Below are 17162 nucleotides of genomic sequence, written 5' to 3'. Positions count from 1 at the left end.
GAGATGGACGGCGATAACATCCAGACCGAATCGGGACTGGGCAGCGACTTTGACGACGACTTCGATCCCCTGATCGGAGTGAACGATCCGGCGTTACCCAAGGAGCGGTACCTCGACCGCGAACTGAGCTGGCTGGCGTTCAACCAGCGGGTGCTCGAACTCGCCGAGGATCCCGACCTGCCGGCGCTGGAGCGGGCGAACTTCCTCGCCATCTTCGCCAGCAACCTGGACGAATTCTTCATGGTGCGGGTGGCCGGACTGAAACGGCGCATCCTCACCGGGCTGGCCGTGCCGACCAACATCGGGCGCGCACCCCAGGACGCCCTCTCCGACATCTCCGCCACGGCGCACGTGCTGCAGGACCGGCACGCCCACGCGTTCCAGGACCTCGTCAGCCCGGCCCTGGCCGAAGCCGGGATCGACATCGTCAACTGGGACACCCTGGACGAAGCCGACCGCCGTTCCCTGCGCGACTACTTCTCGAACCAGATCTTCCCGGTGCTGATGCCGCTCGCCGTCGATCCGGTGCACCCGTTCCCGTACATTTCGGGGCTCTCGCTCAACCTCGCCGTGCGCGTGCGCAACTCGAAGACCGGCAAGCAGGAGTTCGCCCGGCTCAAGGTGCCCACCATGCTCCCGCGCTTCGTGCGCGTGGACCGCCGGGAGAACGTCGACAGCGTGCGCTTCATCACCCTCGAGGACCTGATCGCGAACCACCTCGGCGACCTGTTCCCCGGCATGGACATCCTCGAACACCACGTCTTCCGGGTCACCCGCAACGAAGACGTCGAGATCGAAGAGGACGAGACCGAGAACCTGATCAAGGCCCTCGAGAAGGAGCTGCTGCGTCGCCGCTTCGGCCCGCCCATCCGCCTCGAGATCACCGAGGACATGGACGAGGTCACCCTCGGCCTGCTGGTGCGCGAGCTCGACGTGACCGAGCAGGAGGTCTACCGCCTGCCCGCGCCGCTCGACCTGGGCGGCCTGTTCGACCTGCGCATCGACCGGCCCGACCTGCGGTACGCCAAGCATGTCCCGACGACGGCCGTGCAGCTGCTCGCGCCCGAGCCCAACGCGGAACCGGACATCTTCAGCGCCATCGGCCGCCGGGACATCCTGCTGCACCACCCCTACGAGTCGTTCGCGACCAGCGTGCAGGCGTTCCTGGAGCAGGCCGCCGCCGACCCGAACGTGCTCGCCATCAAGCAGACCCTGTACCGCACCTCCGGGGACAGCCCCATCGTGGAAGCGCTCATCGCCGCCGCCGAATCCGGCAAGCAGGTGCTCGCGCTGGTCGAGATCAAGGCCCGCTTCGACGAGCAGGCGAACATCACCTGGGCCCGCAAGCTCGAAAAGGCCGGCGTGCACGTGGTCTACGGCCTCGTCGGCCTGAAGACCCACTGCAAGCTCGCCCTCGTCGTGCGGAACGAAGGCGGGGTGCTGCGCCACTACAGCCACATCGGCACCGGCAACTACAACCCCAAGACCAGCCGGATGTATGAGGACCTCGGTCTCCTGACTGCGGACCCGCAGGTCGGGAAGGACCTCACCCGGCTGTTCAACGAGCTCTCCGGCTACGCCATCGAGAAGAAGTTCAAGCGCCTGCTCGTGGCGCCGCTGCACCTGCGCCGAGGGCTGCTCAAGAGCATCGCGGCGGAGACCGCAGCCGCCCAGGCCGGCAAGCCCTCCGGCATCCGGATCAAGGTCAACTCCATGGTCGACGAGGCCATCATCGACGCTCTCTACCGGGCCAGCCAGGCCCGGGTGCCGGTCGAGATCTGGGTACGCGGCATCTGCAGTCTCAAACCGGGCGTGCCCGGGATGAGCGAGAACATCAAGGTGCGCTCCATCCTCGGCCGCTACCTCGAACACTCGCGGATCTTCTCCTTCCACACGAACGGCGACCCGCAGGTCTACATCGGCAGCGCCGACATGATGCACCGCAACCTCGACCGCCGCGTCGAGGCACTGGTGCGCCTGGTCGACCCTGACCACCTCACCGAAATCGACGCCCTCTTCACCCGGGCGATGGACGACCGCACCTCGTCGTGGTGGCTGGACAGCTCGGGCGAGTGGACCAGACACCACCAGGACGAATCCGGGCAGCCGCTCGACGACATGCAGAACAGGCTCATGCAACAAATCTCCCTCCGCAAGCGCCCAACGGGCCGTCGATGACCGACCCCGTCTACGCCGCCGGCGCCGTCTGCTGGCGTTTGATCGACGGCAAGATGAACGTCCTGCTGATCCACCGCACCGTGTACGGCGACGTGACCATTCCGAAGGGGAAACTCGATCCGGGTGAAACGCTGCCGCAGACGGCCGTGCGCGAGATCGAAGAGGAGACCGGGCTGGCCGTGGCCCTGGGGGTGCCGCTGGGCATCTCGGCCTACTCTCTGCTCAACGGACGCGAGAAGATCGTGCACTACTGGGCCGCGGAGGTCTCCCCGGAAGCCATCCAGCAGTCGACGTTCGTCCCGAACGGCGAGGTGGCCGCGATCGAGTGGGTCACCATCAAGAAGGCCCGAACCTACCTGAGCTACACGCCCGACGTCGACATCATCGACGCGTTCGCGAAACTCGTCGACACCGGCGTCACCCGCACGTTCGCCCTGATCGCGCTCCGGCACGCCAAGGCGGTGCAGCCGGGCAACTGGGACGGCACGGACAGCAGCAGGCCCCTCACCGAGCGGGGCGTGAAGCAGGCCACCGCCATCGTGCCCACGATCACCGCCTGGCAGCCGCGCCGGATCGTGTCGAGCACGGCGACCCGCTGTGTGACCACCGTCGCCCCGTTGGCCGCGGCCACGGGCATCCCGGTCAAGCGCACCGAGCGGTACAGTCAGGACGCGTTCGAGCAGGGCACCGCGGATGTGCGGTCCGGCATCGGCAAGCGGGTGCGGTCGCGCAAGACGGCCGTCATCTGCAGCCACGGGCCGGTGCTGCCGAAGATCCTGCACGAGATCGCCCTCGCCACGGGCAGCACATACGGTTCCTACATTTCGGATGCCGCGGCGCTGGAAACGGGATCGTTCTCGGTCGTGCACCTCTCCGCCGACAATCCGAGCGCCGGGATCGTCGCGATCGAAACCCACTCGCCCGCGGTCTGACCGGGCATTCCTTCAACGCGTGGTGGCGGGCCCATAGCGGCCCGCCACGATGCGTTAACCTTCCGTTCACCTGCGTGCAGGGGTGTCGTTAACCACGAGGAATAGTGTCTCCCCGAGGCCAGCACCGGTCTCGACTACGCAGTCATTTTCTTTGCAGTCAACCCTCGAAAGGGATCCTTGTGAACTTCACGCGTTTTGGCCGACCCGCGGTCATCGCCGTCGTTGCCGCTCTTGCACTGTCTTCTTGTGCCTCGAACGAATCCGCCACTCCTGCCAGCACCGAGGGCGCTGCCAGCGCTCTCACCGGCACCCTCACCGGCGCCGGTTCCTCCGCGCAGGGCTCGGCCCAGGAAGCCTGGATCGCAGCGTTCCAGACGGCCAACCCCGACGTCACGGTCAACTACGACCCGTCCGGCTCCGGCGCCGGCCGCGAAACCTTCATCGGCGGCGGCTCCGACTTCGCCGGCAGTGACTCCTACCTCAAGGACGAAGAGCTGGCCGGCACGTTCGCCGCCTGCGCTCCCGGCTCCTCGGCCGTCGACCTCCCGGTCTACATCTCCCCGATCGCCGTGATCTTCAACGTCGAGGGCGTCAAAGACCTCAACCTGGACTCCGACACGCTCGCCAAGATCTTCAAGGGCGAGATCACGACCTGGAACGACCCGGCCATCGCCGCGTTGAACCCGAAGGCGACGCTCCCCGCGACCGCGATCACCGCCGTGCACCGCTCGGACGACTCCGGCACCACCAAGAACTTCACGGACTACCTGTTCCAGACCGCCCCCGACGTGTGGACCGATGCACCGGCCGACCCGTTCCCGCTGCAGTCCGGTGAGGGCGCCAAGGGCACCTCCGGTGTCGTCGACGCCGTCACCAACGGCGTGGGCACCATCGGCTACGCGGATGCCTCGAAGGCCGGCGACCTCGGCGTCGCCAAGATCAAGGTCGGCGACAAGTTCGTCGGCTACACGGCCGATGCTGCTGCCGCCGTCGTCGCCGACTCGCCCCTCGTCGAAGGCCGCGACAAGAGCGACCTCGCCATCAAGATCAACCGTCTCACCACGGACCCGACGCACTACCCGCTCGTTCTCGTGAGCTACGCCGTCGTCTGCACCGAGTACGCCGACGCAGCACAGGGCGAACTGGTCAAGGCCTACGTCAGCTACATGGCCGGCTCCGACGGCCAGTCCGTCGCCGCATCCGCCGGTGGCGCCGCGCCGCTGTCGACCGAACTCGCCGACAAGGTCTCCGCAGTTCTCGCCACCATCAAGTAACACTCGTCACCAGCATCACCTCAGGTCAGCCCGGTTCGGGAGGCGTCGCATTGCATGCGCCTCCCGGACCGGGCAGACTGAGGTTTGTGGCCAGCGGCTCGAACCTCCCCCACACTCACCACCTCACCACCTCAGGGAGATGCCAGGCATGACCACCGCAGTTGCCCGTGGAACGATCCGGGCGCCTCAGCGCCCGGGCGACCGCATCTTCTCCACCGCCACGGTGGTCTCCGGCGGCCTGATCCTCGCCGTGCTCGCCTCCGTTGCCGCCTTCCTGCTGGTGCAGAGCCTCCCCGCCTTCGTGGCCAAGCCGGAGGACTTCACCGGCGGCTACACCAACTTCTGGTCCTACGTCTGGCCGCTCGCCTTCGGCACGCTCTGGTCCGCGTTCCTGGCCCTGCTCATCGCCGTTCCACTGGCCATCGGCATCGCGCTGTTCATCTCCCACTACGCTCCCCGCAAGCTCTCGCAGGGACTGGGCTACATCGTCGACCTGCTCGCCGCCGTGCCATCCGTGGTCTTCGGCCTCTGGGGCATCGGCGTTCTCGCGCCGCTGCTGCAGCCCTTCTACGCCACCCTGGTGGCATGGTTCGGCTGGATCCCGCTCTTCGCCGGTCCCGTCTCCGGCACCGGCCGCACGATCCTGACGGTCGCGATCGTGCTGGCCGTCATGGTGCTGCCGATCATCACCGCCCTGTGCCGGGAGATCTTCCTGCAGACCCCCGTTCTCTACGAGGAGGCGTCCCTCGCCCTCGGAGCGACCCGCTGGGAAATGATCGCGATGGCCGTGCTGCCCTTCGGCCGCTCCGGAATCATCTCGGCGTCGATGCTCGGACTGGGCCGCGCGCTGGGTGAGACGATGGCCGTGGCCATGGTGCTCTCACCCAGCTCCCAGGTGGTCTTCCAGCTGCTCACCTCGCAGAACCCCACCACGATCGCCGCCAACATCGCCCTGAACTTCCCGGAGGCGCACGGGACCGGCGTGAACATCCTGCTGGCTACCGGCCTGGTGCTCTTCGTGATCACGCTGGCCGTGAACATGGTCGCCCGCCTGATCATCAACCGCCGCAAGGCCTTCTCGGGAGCGAACTGATGAGCACGACCACCATGGCGGCGCCCATGACGAACTCGCTCACGGCCGGCAAGCTTCCGAAGCACTCGGGCCTCGCCGTGCTGCTGGGCAGCTGGCTGGTCACCGCCGCGGTGTTCTTCGTGGTGCAGCTCTCCGGAGCCAGCGAGAGCTTCAACATCGCCGGCACGCTCTTCTTCGGCACGGTGCTCTACTGCGTCGCGATCTACCTGCTGTCCTACTTCGTCGAGGGCGTGCGCAAGGCCAAGGACCGTCTGGTCACCGCCCTGGTCACCGCCGCCTTCGTGGTGGCCCTGCTCCCGCTCATCTCCCTGGTGGCCACCACGGTGATCAACGGCCTGCCCGCCTTCCTCACCCCGACGTTCTTCACGGCGTCCCAGCGCAACGTGGTCGGCGCGGGTGGCGGCGCCCTGCACGCCGTGATGGGCACGCTGCTGATCACGGGAGTCGCCACCCTCATCTCGGTGCCGATCGGGCTGCTCACGGCGATCTACCTGACCGAGTACGGCCGGGGCCGGCTGTCTCGGGCGATCACCTTCTTCGTCGACGTGATGACGGGCATCCCCTCGATCGTCGCGGGCCTCTTCGCCTTCGCCCTGTTCTCCCTGCTGTTCAACGACCCGGGCATCCGGTTCGGTTTCGGTGGCGCGATCGCCCTGTCGGTGCTGATGATCCCGGTGGTCGTGCGCTCGAGCGAGGAGATGCTCAAGCTCGTGCCGAACGAGCTGCGCGAGGCCGCGTACGCGCTCGGCGTGCCGAAGTGGCTGACCATCCTGAAGGTCGTTCTGCCCACCTCCTTGGCCGGTATCGTCACCGGCATCATGATCTCGATCGCACGCGTGATCGGCGAGACCGCGCCGCTGCTGATCATCTCCGGGTTCACGGCGAGCATGAACTACGACCTGTTCAACGAGCGCATGATGACCCTTCCGGTGTTCGTGTACACGCAGTACGCCAACCAGGGCGCTGACACCCAGGCCTACCTGGACCGGGCCTGGGCCGGCGCGCTCACCCTCGTCCTGATCGTGATGCTGCTGAACGCCCTCGCCCGCATCATCGCCAAACTCTTCTCCCCCAAGCTCGGCCGCTAGGCTCCACCGGCGGCCGCTGGCCGTCCAACTCGAAGGAATGCATGTCCAAGCGCATTGAAGTCAACGACCTCAACGTCTATTACAGCAAGTTCTTGGCTGTCGAAGGCGTGTCGCTGACGATCGAGCCTCGCACCGTGACGGCCCTGATCGGGCCCAGCGGGTGCGGCAAGTCCACGTTCCTGCGCACCCTCAACCGCATGCACGAGGTCATCCCGGGGGCCTACGTCACCGGCGAGGTGCTCATCGACGGCAACAACCTCTACGGCCCCGGCGTGGACCCGGTGCTCGTGCGCCGGCAGGTCGGGATGGTGTTCCAGCGCCCGAACCCGTTCCCCACCATGTCGATCGGCGACAACGTGCTGGCCGGCGTGAAACTCAACAACCGCCGGATGGCCAAGACCGACGCCGACGACCTGATCGAGAAGTCCCTGCAGGGTGCGAACCTCTGGAACGAGGTCAAGGACCGGCTCGACAAGCCCGGCTCGAGCCTCTCCGGCGGTCAGCAGCAGCGCCTCTGCATCGCGCGGGCGATCGCAGTGCAGCCCGACGTCATCCTGATGGACGAGCCCTGCTCGGCCCTCGACCCGATCTCGACGCTCGCGATCGAGGACCTGATCGAGGAGATGAAGTCGGAATACACGATCGTGATCGTCACTCACAACATGCAGCAGGCATCCCGGGTCTCCGACCGCACCGGCTTCTTCAACATCGCCGGCACCGGCAAGCCCGGCAAGCTGATCGAGTACGACGACACGACCACGATCTTCTCCAACCCGAGCATTCAGGCCACCGAGGACTACGTCTCCGGCCGCTTCGGCTAACCCGCCGCCCACCCCGGCTCGCCCCGCACGAGGGCCTGCCCCGAACGAATTCGACGGAGATTTTGGCCAAAACGTGCCAAAATCGCCTGATCCGGCCCCGTGGGAGCAGAATCTCCGTCGAATTGGTTCGGGCGGGGCTCAGGTGGTGCGGGCCAGGAGGTGCCGGTTCAGGGCGAGGGTGCGCTCCGGGTCGGTCGGCAGGGACTGCCCGTCGAGTTCGGTGACGTGCACGGCCATCCGGATGCTGGACACCAGCCAGACCGCGTCCGCCGCCCGCAGCTCCGGGGCGGTCAGGTCACGGTACTCCGTGCGCTCCCCGGCCGCCTGCAGGTATTCGAAGACGCTCTGCTGGGTCGTTCCGTGCAGGATGGCCCCGCTCGGCACCGGCGTGACGTAGACCCCGCCGGACCGGATGACGACGCTCGAGGTGGGGCCCTCCAGCACAAACCCGTCATGGGTGAGGAAGATCGTGTCGTCGGCGCCGCGGCGCTTCGCCTCCCGCAGCGCCGCCATGTTCACCGCGTAGCTGAGGGTTTTGGCCCCCATCAGCAGCCACGGGGCCTGCTCGGCCACGCCCCGCGGATAGCCGCGGTCCAGCGTGACCGCGCGCACGCCATCCGTGCGGACGGGCCCGAAGTCGGGCGCCGCGGTCGCCTGCAGCCAGGCCGTGGCGACCGGACCGGGTTCGACCCCGCGGCTGAGCACGATCTTCAGCGCGATCTCGCCCGTGCGCGGCAGCCGCTCCATGGCATGCGTGATCGCGGCGAACCACTGGGCGACGTTGGGCGCCGGCAACTCGCAGATCTCGGCGGAGTTGCAGAGCCGACCGATGTGCGGTCCCACCTCCTGCGGGGACCCGTCGATGAACCCCAGGGTTTCGAAGATCCCGTCCCCGCGCTGGGCGCTGAGGTCGTCCACGCGCAGGGCGGGCGCGTCGGAGTTCACCTCATGGAACGTGTCGCTGAAATCCGTGCGGGGTGAATCGGCCGGAACCGGGTCGATCAGCAGCGTGAATGGCAGTGTCATACGCCGAGCATAAACGATGCGTCAGGAACTCTGGATGGCGACAATCGGGTCGGTGGTGGGCTGACGGGAGCCGCCGCGGGGTTCCACGGTGACGCCGATCGTGTCTCCCGCCGTCATGCTGCCGTCCAGCACGCGCCAGACGGTGCCCGCGCCGGAGGAGTCGAAGGTGCCCGCCGGGACCGCGCCGTCGCCCCCGATGTACCAGAGCTGGTAGTCCTTGTCGGAGGGCAGGGACGGCAGGTCGTCGACCAGCAGCGCCGAAAGGTGGCGCTCGCTGGACCAGACCAGGGTGGCCGGATGCCCGTCGGCCGTGGTCGTCGACGCCCGCTGCGAATCCGGGGCGGCGTTGATCTGGGCCAGGCCGGCGGCCTGCTGCTGCTCGAACTGGTTCGTGTTGAAGGCCTGCCCGGCGAATCCGCCGGCCACGAACAGCGCCACGGCCGCTGCGGCGGCCAGCAGGAGTCCGACCGGGCGCTGGAACCAGCGGCTGCGGGCCCGCTGCGCGGCCGCCCCGCCGATCGGGGTCACGGCCGCGGGGGCCGGCGCGGGGGCATCCGTCGTCTCGGGCTTCGTCGTCTCAGGCCTCGTCTGAGCGGGCTCAAGCGTCTCGGGCCGGGCGGCCTCGGTCGCGCCCGGTTCGGCCTGCGGGGCAGCGACCGGAGCGACCGCAGCCGCCGGACCGGCCAGCGCGGGCAGCTGGGGTGTCGCCGCGAGCTTGGCCATCAGCGAGGCCTTCAGCCCCGGGGTGGGCTGCACGGGCGCCGCGGCCAGACCCAGCGCGACGGCGGTGTCGCCGAGCTCGGCAGCCTCAATCCGGGCCTGCTCCGATTCGGCGAGGTGCCCCTCGTAGGCGGCGGCGTCGTCAGCGCCGAGCGCGTTCAGGGCGTAGGCGCCGGCCAGGTCGCCCGGGTTGTCGCCGCGTTCGACGCCGTTCTGGCGGGTGTTCTCGCTCATGACGCCACGCCCAATTCGTCGCGCAGCCGGATCATGCCGTCTCGCAACCTCGTCTTCACCGTTCCGAGCGGGATCTGCAACCGCTCGGCCACTTCACTCTGGCTGAGGCCGCCGTAGTAGGCGAGGCTGATCGCCTGACGTTGCAGTTGCGTCAATCTGGACATCGCCTTCTCCACCCTTTCGTGCTCGAGCCGTACTTCCACTGTTTCGGATACCTCGTCGTAGGCGACCGCGAGGTCGCGGATGCCGATCTTCGTGTCACGATCGCGACTGGCCTGCGACGACCGGATCCGGTCGACGGCGCGCCGGTGCGCCATCGTCAGAATCCAGGTCGAGGCGCCGCCACGCTGAACCTCATACCGTGTCGCCGACTGCCAGATTTCCAGGAAGATCTCCTGGGTCACCTCTTCCGACTGGGCGGGATCGACCAGCAACCGTCTGACCAGACCCAGCACGCGTGGTGCCATCTGGTCGTACAGCTCGCCGAACGCCGCTTCGTCCCCCCGCGCCACCCGGCCGAGGAGTTGTTCCTTGGATTCCGGGACCGTCGACTCTAGGTCGAAGTCGAAGTCAGCAGTCATGAGAACAAGCATGTCAGGTCTTTTCCCGTTCCATGACTGAGGTTCGGGGCCGAGTCCGGATCGGATTGGTCACGATTGCGACCGCAGACCGCGGGGAGGACGAGTGAAGGCCGGGCCGCAGAACGCCTCTCGGCGCGAGGCCGCTCAAAGCGGCGAATATTGGAGCCCGGGGTTACTGCGGCCCGACCAGGATCCAGTGTAAACGACGCGGCCGGCGAATTCGTCTAGTCCAGCGACTCGCTGCGCCACAGCCGGGCGCAGGAACCGAACTCCTGCGCGGTGGTCGAGAAGCGCAGGGCGCGGGTGGTGAGTTCGGTCGACCGCACCGGCTGCGTCGTCTCCAGGTCGTCGGCGATGCTCGTGCACCCGACGGAGGTGACGCGGCAGAACGCCGCCGCCCGGTCCAGCGCCACGGCGAAGTCGCCGGTGAAGATGCCCCGCAGGATCTGGTCGGCCAGGGCGATGATCTCCCCCGGCCCCGTGGGCGCCACGGCGCCCGCGACCAGCGGATCGATGGCGACCGTGACCTCGGTTCCGCGCTGGTACAGGAACGCGGTGCCTTCCGGATCCTGACGGATCAGCAGCCGCACCAGGTAGAGCCGCCAGAGCGCGCCCGGGAGACTGCGCGGCGTCGCCCGTGACCACAGCTCGGCCACGGCGTCGATGCCGTGCTCGTCGGTGTAGGCCACGAGGCGATCCACGACGGCCGGGTCAGGGTCGCGGCGCACGCGCGCCAGAAGAGCGTGCGCCGTTTCGTGCGCGACCCGGCTGATCAGCGCAGGGTCCTCGCCCCCCTGGAAGGATTCGAATTTGCTGCCGGAGAACTGGGTCGGCTTGTGGAAGTCTTCGGCCATCGCATCCTCCTGTGTGTTCGCTGTGGGCGCATCCGTCTCGACGCTTGCGGGACGTTCTCTCACGGTACCGAGAAAAACCCTCGGGCAATCCCCTGTACATTATTAACCGCGGGCCTCTAGCTCAGTTGGTAGAGCAAAGGACTTTTAATCCTTGGGTCGTCGGTTCGAGCCCGACGGGGCCCACTTTCTTCATTCGGGGCATGCAACCTGAGATGGAATTCGCGATGACCTTCCAGACGCTGGCGATCATCTCCGTGGTGGCATTGCTCGGCCCGTTGCTGGCGATCCCCCGCCGGTGGAGCCTGCCGGTGATGTTCGGGCAGCTGCTGGCCGGCATCCTCGTGGGCCAGACCGGGCTCCGGCTCGTGGATCCGACCGATCCGACGCTCACCTTCCTGGCGGACGTGGGCTTCGCCCTGATGATGTTCGTCGCCGGCAGCCACGTGCCTATGCGGGACGGGCAGCTTCGCTCCGCGCTCGGTACGGGTGTGGCCCGTGCCGGCCTGGTCCTGGTTCCCGCCGTCATCCTCGGCGTCGGCATTGCCGCCCTGTTCGGCACCCTGCACGCCCCGCTGTACGTCGTGCTGATCGCGTCGTCGTCCGCCGTCCTGGTACTGCCGATCGTGCAGTCCCTGCGGCTGCGCGGTACCCCGCTCCTGCAGCTGACGGCCCAGGTGGCCGTCGCCGACATCGCCGCGATCATCGCGCTCCCCCTCGCGATCGATCCGCCCAACGCCGCACGCACGGCCCTGGGCGCGCTCATCGTCTCGGCCGCGGCCCTGTCCCTGTATCTGGTGCTGTCCTGGCTGGAGCGGAACGGATCGCGGATCGCGGTGCACCATCTGTCGGAGCAACGCAAGTTCGCCCTCGAACTCAGGCTCCAGCTGGCCACCCTGTTCGCGATGGCCGCCCTCGCCGTGTACCGCAATGTGTCGATCATGCTCGCTGGCTTCTCGTTCGGACTCGCGGTCGCGGCGGTCGGCGAGCCGCGTCGGCTGGCCCGGCAGCTGTTCGCCCTCGCGGACGGATTCCTGGGGCCTCTGTTCTTCGTCTGGCTCGGCGCTTCCCTCAACCTGCTCGACCTGGTCGACCATCCGCAGATGATCCTGCTGGGGCTGCTGCTCGGCGGTGGGGCGCTGCTGGCCCACATCGTCACGCGGCTGCTCGGGCAGGAGCTCCCGCTCGGCGTCTTGTCCGCGGCCCAGCTCGGGGTGCCCGTCGCGGCCGTGACGATCGGCACCCGGTCAGACCTGCTGCTGCCCGGCGAAGGGGCGGCCGTGATCCTCGGGGCGCTCATCACCGTCGTGGCCTCCGCACTCGCGGGCGGCCGGGCAGCCAAGAAGCAGGCCCGGGCGGCGGAGACGACCCCCGCAGCACCCTGACCGGCCCCGCACGGATGCTCTGCCCGGGAATTCCCGGCCCGCACCCAGCGTTGACACGGTCAGCGCTCGGGTAGCCCCTTCATACTTCACGTCAATGGAGCGGCCAGAGCCGCACCAGCGACAGAAGGAGGTCGCAGATGGGAAAAGTGAATGAAGAAGTTGAAATCGAGTCCGGCGTCGTGACGAAGTACCGACGCCACGCCAACGGGCACGGCCTGGTGTCCCCCGACGCGCGGGTGCACCCCGGTGCGTTCGTGTCCCGCACGGCGTATGTAGAAAGCGGCGCACGGGTCGGACCGGAGGCGTGGATCGGGCCGGGCAGCTGGATCGACCACGACGCCCGAGTCGGATCACGGGTGTTCATCGGCCAGAACGTGCATGTCGGCGCGGAAGCGGGCATCGGCAGCGGAGCGCGCCTGGGCAGTTATGTGCGCATCGGCCGGCGCGCACGCGTGGCCTCGGGCAGCATCCTGGACCGCGACGTGAGCGTGCCGGACGACGGCGTGGTCGGCACCGCACCGGCCTCCGCCGGGCGCGGATCCGCAGCCATGGCACCACGGAGCATCTCCGCTGGCGCGCCCGGATTGCCCGGACCGGCACCGGCCCGGCTCGACGTGGCGGCGTAACGCCCCCCAGCACCGCTGCGCCGCTGCGGTCGGCCGACAGGTCACTGCCTGTAACCAAGTGCCTGTAACCAGTTCGACGGAAATTCTGCGGTAAAAAACGACATCGGGCCTGTTTCGGGCCGATTTTGGCAAAATCTCCGTCGAATTCGTTAGGGCAGGGTCGTTCAGGGGAGTCGCCGGGAACCGGGCGGGTTCCCGGCCAGAGCAGGACTAGCGCAGGGCGACCAGGGCAGCGGCCTAGAGCAGGGTGAGCAGGGCCTGCGCCGCCGCGAAAATCAGCAGCCCGGCGAGCGCGCCGACGACCGTGCCGTTGATCCGGATGAACTGCAGGTCCTTGCCGACCTGCAGTTCGATCTTCTCGGCGGTCTCGGCGGCATCCCACCGCGCCACGGTCTCGGTGATCACGCCGGCGATCTCATGCCGGTAGCTGCGCACCACGTAGCTCGCCGAGTCGGCCAGCCAGCGGTCGATACGGGAGCCCAGCGCCGCATCCGTGGTCAGGCGAACGCCCACCTCCATGGCGGTCGAACGGATGCCCGCGCACAGTTCGCTCTCCGCATCCTTCAGCGCCTCGACCAGCGACGCTTTCACCGATTCCCAGGTCTCGCTCGCGAACTCGCGCAGCCGGGCGCTGTCGAGCAGCTCCACCTTGACGGTTTCGATCCGGTTGATCATGGCCGGGTCGTGCTGCAGATCGTCCATCACCTCGGCGAGGTAGCGGTCGATCGCCTCGCGGAGGGGATGCGCGGCATCCGCCCGCACGCCGGCGATGAAGGCGAGCACCTCCCGGTGGGCCTTGTCGTCGACCAGTTTGTCGACGAAACCGGGCATCCAGCTCGGCAGCCGCTGGGACACGGCCCGGCCGAAGGCTTCCGGATGCGTGAGCAGCCAGCCCTCGGCCCGCTCGAGCAGCAGGTCCACGAGGGCGTGCTGCCGGCCGGACTCGACCATCCGCTGCCCCACCCGGCCGATCGGCGGAGCCCACTCCGGCCGCAGCAGGTGCTCGCGCGCCACGGTCTCGATCAGATCCTTGATCGCGTCGTCGCTGAGCAGCTCGAGCAGTCCGGCGCCGGCCACGGCCACCTCGTCGGTGAGCCGCCGGGCGTTCTCCGGCACGGACAGCCAGGCTCCGAGCCGGCGGGAGACCCCCATCGACTCCAGCTTGCCGCGGATGACCGCCTCGGAGAGGAAGTTGGTCTCGACGAACTCGCCGAGGCTGGCCCCGATCTCATCCTTGCGGCTCGCGATGATGTTCGTGTGCGGGATCCGCAGCCCCAGCGGGTAGCGGAACAGGGCCGTCACGGCGAACCAGTCCGCGATGGCGCCGACCATGCCGCCCTCGACCGCGGCGCGCACGTACTGGAGCCACGGGTAGGTGTCCTGGAGGGCGAACGAGGTCGCGAACACGACGGCCATGACCAGGAGCAGGCCGATCGCGAGTCGCTTCATCCGGATGAGCGCGCGGAGGCGGACGGCATCCTGCGGGCTCAGCGGCGGGCGGCCCGCCCCCGGCAGGGTCGCTGCCGCGGCCCCGGTCACGTCATTCCTCTGATGTTCGGCCATCCTCCCACCCTGCCCGATCAGCGCCGGGGAAGGAAACCGTGCGGGGCAGGTGCCGCCGAATCGGACAACTGTTGCCGGTGTGACGGCACCAGTGGTCCGGCTCGGGAACAGGTACCGGCGATCAGCAGTGGCAGTGGCCCTCCGGGGCCGGGGTGCTCGCCGGCACGTCCAGCACCGGGCTGCGGTCGAAGAAGCCGTCGGGCTTCATCTTGAAGCCGGCGGTGTCGACGGGCATGATCGGCCAGTCCTCGATCCGCGGGTAGTGGGTCAGCCCGAAGGTGTGCCAGACCACGATGTCCTGGCCGTCGAGGTCCCGGTCGGCCGCCATGTAGGCCGGCAGCCCGGCGCCGCCGGCGTGCTGGTTCACGAAGTCCCCGGTGGGGTAGCGCTCGTCTTCGGCGAAGCGGGTCACCCAGAGGTCCTTGGTCGCGAAGGCCGCGCGCCGGGCCACCGAGGAGTTCTCGTCGGCGAGCAGGGTCGGCTGCCCCTCCGGGTAGAGCTTGTAGCCCACGGGCTCCCCGAGCCGGTTGAGCACGTTCGGGTTGGAGATGAGCCAGGTGCGCCCCGACCTCATGTCGGCCTCCCGCACCGCGTCCGATTCACGGGCCAGCAGGGTGCGCTTGCGGCTGAAGGCGTTGCCGCGTTCGTTCCCCTCGCCCATCGGCACGCGCACGGCCTCCTCCTCCTCGACCCGGTTCGTGTCGCCGTCGAGGGCCATGTCCAGGCGGGCGCTGAACAGGTGCTGGTGGAACGGTGCGCCCAGGCCGGGAGCCAGTTCGGAGGCATAGGGGTAGCCCTTGCCGGGGTAGGCGCTGGTGAAGACGACACCCGTGGCCTTGGCCTCGAACTCGATCGTGCCGTCGAGGTAGAGGTACCAGTAGAAGCCGTAGTCGTAGTTGCCGACCGTGGTGAAGAACGAGATCACGAAGCGACGGTTGCGCCGGGTGTAGTCGATTCCGGTCCAGAGGTCGCTGTGCTTGGCGAGGATACTCCAGTCCTCTTCGTGCATGCAGATTCCGTTTCGGATCTCGCGCGGGTTGCCGAAGCCATCCGTGATCACCGGGCTGAGGTAGGTGATCTCGCCCAGGCAGTCGCAGCCGAGCTCGAGCGAGTTGGCGTACTGGCCCACCAGGTATTCCCCGGTGTCGAAGTAGTTCTGCCACGAGCGCACGGGTGCGGGGTCGCCGTAGGGGACCACCATTTCCGCGATCGAGGCACGCCGGACGATGGAGCGGCGCACCCCGGCGTCGTCGAAGCCGATGTTGTGCAGCACGACGCCCTCGCGCACATCGAAGCCCACGTCCAGGCTCCACTTCTCCCACTCCACGTGGTTGCCGCCGGTCACCGTGAAGCTCGGCCCTTCCGGCTGGGTGATCTCGATCGGCTTGAGGGTCTCGCGGAGGGGACCGGTCAGCGTCGGGTCGGTGTAGTTGCCGTGCTCGGCCGGGATCGGGACCACGCCGAAGTCGATCACCTGGTCGACGGTCTTGCTGACGATGTCGACGTAGGCGACGAGACCGTCGACGGGGTGTGCCCAGGCGCTGTCCTCCGGGAAGTCCTGCACGAAGGCGAGGCCGCGCAGGATGCGCCGCCCCTTCTCCTCGGGGTATTCGAAGACCCCGGCGGACAGCGGCGCGACGCGCACGGTGTCGACGTCGAGGCCGCGTGCGGCGAGCGCCGCCAGCCAGCGCTCGTCATGCGTGAGCAGTTCCTCGACCGCGGCGAACTCCTCCTCGAGGACCGGCAGTTCGCCGGTCTCGGCGGTGTCGAGCACGACCACGGACTCGACCAGCTCCCGGGTGGCGGACACGGTGACGTCCTTCGGCGCCGCCCCGGAGACGTCGTGCAGGAACACGCGGAACCGGCGGTCGGGTTCGGCGGCGGCACCGCGGGGCGGGTCGAGCAGGCCCAGATAGGCCACCCGGATGCTCTCGCCCAGCAGCCCGGCGTCGGAGAGGATGCCGCGCACGGCGACGATCTCCGTATCCGAGGCCAGGGCGTAGGCGGCGTTGACTACGAGCGAGACGGGAGTCATGGTTTCCCTTTCCGGGGCTGTTTTCCTATGGTTGTAGAATAATAAGGTGTTACTAAGCTCGATGGCAAGGGTCTGTTTCCGGCCCCGTCCGGTCACGAGAGGGCAGCATGCCGAAGGTTGTCGACCACGACCAGCGCCGAGTGGAGCTCGTCAACGCGACCTGGCGCATCATCGCCCGCCAGGGCATCGAGGGTGCCACCATGCGTGAGATCGCCGCGGAAGCCGGCTTCGCCAACGGCGCCCTGAAGCCCTATTTCCCGACGAAGGACGACCTGCTCACCTTCGCTTTCGGCCACGTCTTCAGCCAGACCAGTCGACGGATGCGGGACGCCACGGCCGGGAAGGCCGGACTCGCGGCCCTGCGGGCCTACTGCCTCGAGATCCTGCCGCTCGACGACATCCGTCTCAGCGAGGCCCGCATCGTGATCCCCTTCTGGCAGAAGGCGCTGACCGACCCGCAGAAGGCCGCGGAACACGAGAACTCGATGCTGCAATGGCGCGCCACGATGCGCGAACAGCTCGGCGAGGCGCGGGAGCTGGGCGAGCTCCGGGGCAGCGTCCCGGACGACGAGGTCACGGGGCTGCTGATGAACTTCGTGCTCGGGGCGCAGATCACGGCCGTGCTCTCCCCGGCCGAGAATTCTCCGGACCAACTCGTCGCCCAGCTGGACGGCTACCTGGGCCTGTTCACCGCCGATCTTTTTTCAACGAGTGTTGAAAAAAGGCGTGACAAGCCGGGTGCGCTGGGCTAGGTT

Annotated in this window: 15 protein-coding genes and 1 tRNA gene; 10 read left to right on the top strand and 6 right to left on the bottom strand. The window is 68.2% G+C overall.

The annotated features are described in order from the left end of the window. Nucleotides 1–3: 3 nt before the first annotated feature. From E3T42_RS16175 to pstB, 6 genes are all read left to right on the top strand, one after another. Nucleotides 4–2178, top strand: coding sequence for an RNA degradosome polyphosphate kinase (locus tag E3T42_RS16175; RefSeq protein WP_134365294.1), 2175 nt, complete (start codon nt 4–6; stop codon nt 2176–2178). After that, nucleotides 2175–3110, top strand: a complete 936-nt coding sequence (locus E3T42_RS16170; RefSeq protein WP_134365295.1) for an NUDIX domain-containing protein — start codon at nt 2175–2177, stop codon at nt 3108–3110. The genes E3T42_RS16175 and E3T42_RS16170 overlap by 4 nt, the downstream gene beginning before the upstream one ends. A 179-nt stretch (nt 3111–3289) precedes the next feature. Then, nucleotides 3290–4384 carry a phosphate ABC transporter substrate-binding protein PstS gene (pstS, locus tag E3T42_RS16165; RefSeq protein ID WP_134403388.1) on the top strand — a complete coding sequence of 365 codons (1095 nt, stop codon included), beginning with the start codon at nt 3290–3292 and terminating at the stop codon, nt 4382–4384. A gap of 148 nt (nt 4385–4532) precedes the next feature. After that, nucleotides 4533–5477 carry a phosphate ABC transporter permease subunit PstC gene (gene pstC / locus E3T42_RS16160; protein WP_134365297.1) on the top strand — a complete coding sequence of 315 codons (945 nt, stop codon included), beginning with the start codon at nt 4533–4535 and terminating at the stop codon, nt 5475–5477. After that, entirely contained in the window at nt 5477–6565 is a 1089-nt protein-coding gene (pstA, locus tag E3T42_RS16155; RefSeq protein ID WP_134365298.1) for a phosphate ABC transporter permease PstA, read from the top strand. Before pstC ends, pstA begins: the two co-directional genes overlap by 1 nt. A 41-nt stretch (nt 6566–6606) precedes the next feature. Next, nucleotides 6607–7386 carry a phosphate ABC transporter ATP-binding protein PstB gene (gene pstB, locus E3T42_RS16150; protein WP_134365299.1) on the top strand — a complete coding sequence of 260 codons (780 nt, stop codon included), beginning with the start codon at nt 6607–6609 and terminating at the stop codon, nt 7384–7386. 138 nt (nt 7387–7524) lie between these two features. Here the strand turns inward: pstB and E3T42_RS16145 are convergent, their stop codons facing one another. From E3T42_RS16145 to E3T42_RS16130, 4 genes are all read right to left on the bottom strand, one after another. Next, entirely contained in the window at nt 7525–8412 is an 888-nt protein-coding gene (locus tag E3T42_RS16145) for an aminodeoxychorismate lyase (RefSeq protein WP_134365300.1), read from the bottom strand. Nucleotides 8413–8433: 21 nt separating this feature from the next. Next, nucleotides 8434–9366, bottom strand: coding sequence for an anti-sigma factor domain-containing protein (locus tag E3T42_RS16140; RefSeq protein WP_134403387.1), 933 nt, complete (start codon nt 9364–9366; stop codon nt 8434–8436). Further along, nucleotides 9363–9947 carry an ECF RNA polymerase sigma factor SigK gene (sigK, locus tag E3T42_RS16135; RefSeq protein WP_241976266.1) on the bottom strand — a complete coding sequence of 195 codons (585 nt, stop codon included), beginning with the start codon at nt 9945–9947 and terminating at the stop codon, nt 9363–9365. Before sigK ends, E3T42_RS16140 begins: the two co-directional genes overlap by 4 nt. Nucleotides 9948–10171: 224 nt before the next feature. Further along, on the bottom strand, nt 10172–10801 hold the full coding sequence (locus tag E3T42_RS16130) for a DNA-directed RNA polymerase subunit beta (RefSeq protein WP_134365315.1): 630 nt from the start codon (nt 10799–10801) through the stop codon (nt 10172–10174). 110 nt (nt 10802–10911) lie between these two features. On the opposite strand from E3T42_RS16130, the gene E3T42_RS16125 reads away from it, so the two are divergent. The 3 genes from E3T42_RS16125 (at nt 10912) to E3T42_RS16115 (ending at nt 12809) form a co-directional block, all read left to right on the top strand. Continuing rightward, nucleotides 10912–10984: transfer RNA gene (locus E3T42_RS16125), tRNA-Lys, on the top strand. A gap of 41 nt (nt 10985–11025) precedes the next feature. Beyond that, nucleotides 11026–12183 (top strand): cation:proton antiporter, encoded by a 1158-nt coding sequence (locus E3T42_RS16120; protein WP_166789152.1) that lies wholly within the window; start codon nt 11026–11028, stop codon nt 12181–12183. 137 nt (nt 12184–12320) lie between these two features. Beyond that, nucleotides 12321–12809 (top strand): hypothetical protein, encoded by a 489-nt coding sequence (locus E3T42_RS16115; RefSeq protein WP_134365304.1) that lies wholly within the window; start codon nt 12321–12323, stop codon nt 12807–12809. A gap of 237 nt (nt 12810–13046) precedes the next feature. Here the strand turns inward: E3T42_RS16115 and E3T42_RS16110 are convergent, their stop codons facing one another. Together E3T42_RS16110 and E3T42_RS16105 are read right to left on the bottom strand one after the other, a co-directional pair. Next, the gene (locus E3T42_RS16110) at nt 13047–14372 is read right to left on the bottom strand and encodes a DUF445 domain-containing protein (protein WP_134365305.1); all 1326 of its coding nucleotides are present in this window, start codon (nt 14370–14372) and stop codon (nt 13047–13049) included. A 121-nt stretch (nt 14373–14493) separates the two neighbouring features. After that, nucleotides 14494–16407: a primary-amine oxidase gene (locus E3T42_RS16105; protein WP_134403385.1), complete on the bottom strand. Its 1914-nt coding sequence runs from the start codon at nt 16405–16407 to the stop codon at nt 14494–14496. A gap of 107 nt (nt 16408–16514) precedes the next feature. On the opposite strand from E3T42_RS16105, the gene E3T42_RS16100 reads away from it, so the two are divergent. Next, nucleotides 16515–17159 (top strand): TetR/AcrR family transcriptional regulator, encoded by a 645-nt coding sequence (locus tag E3T42_RS16100; RefSeq protein ID WP_134365307.1) that lies wholly within the window; start codon nt 16515–16517, stop codon nt 17157–17159. Nucleotides 17160–17162 lie beyond the last annotated feature (3 nt).

This window comes from Cryobacterium sp. TMT4-10 (assembly GCF_004403275.1).
Classification (GTDB): domain Bacteria; phylum Actinomycetota; class Actinomycetes; order Actinomycetales; family Microbacteriaceae; genus Cryobacterium; species Cryobacterium shii.
Note: the sequence above shows the minus strand (reverse complement) of the source record. Positions and strands in the feature narration are given on the sequence as shown.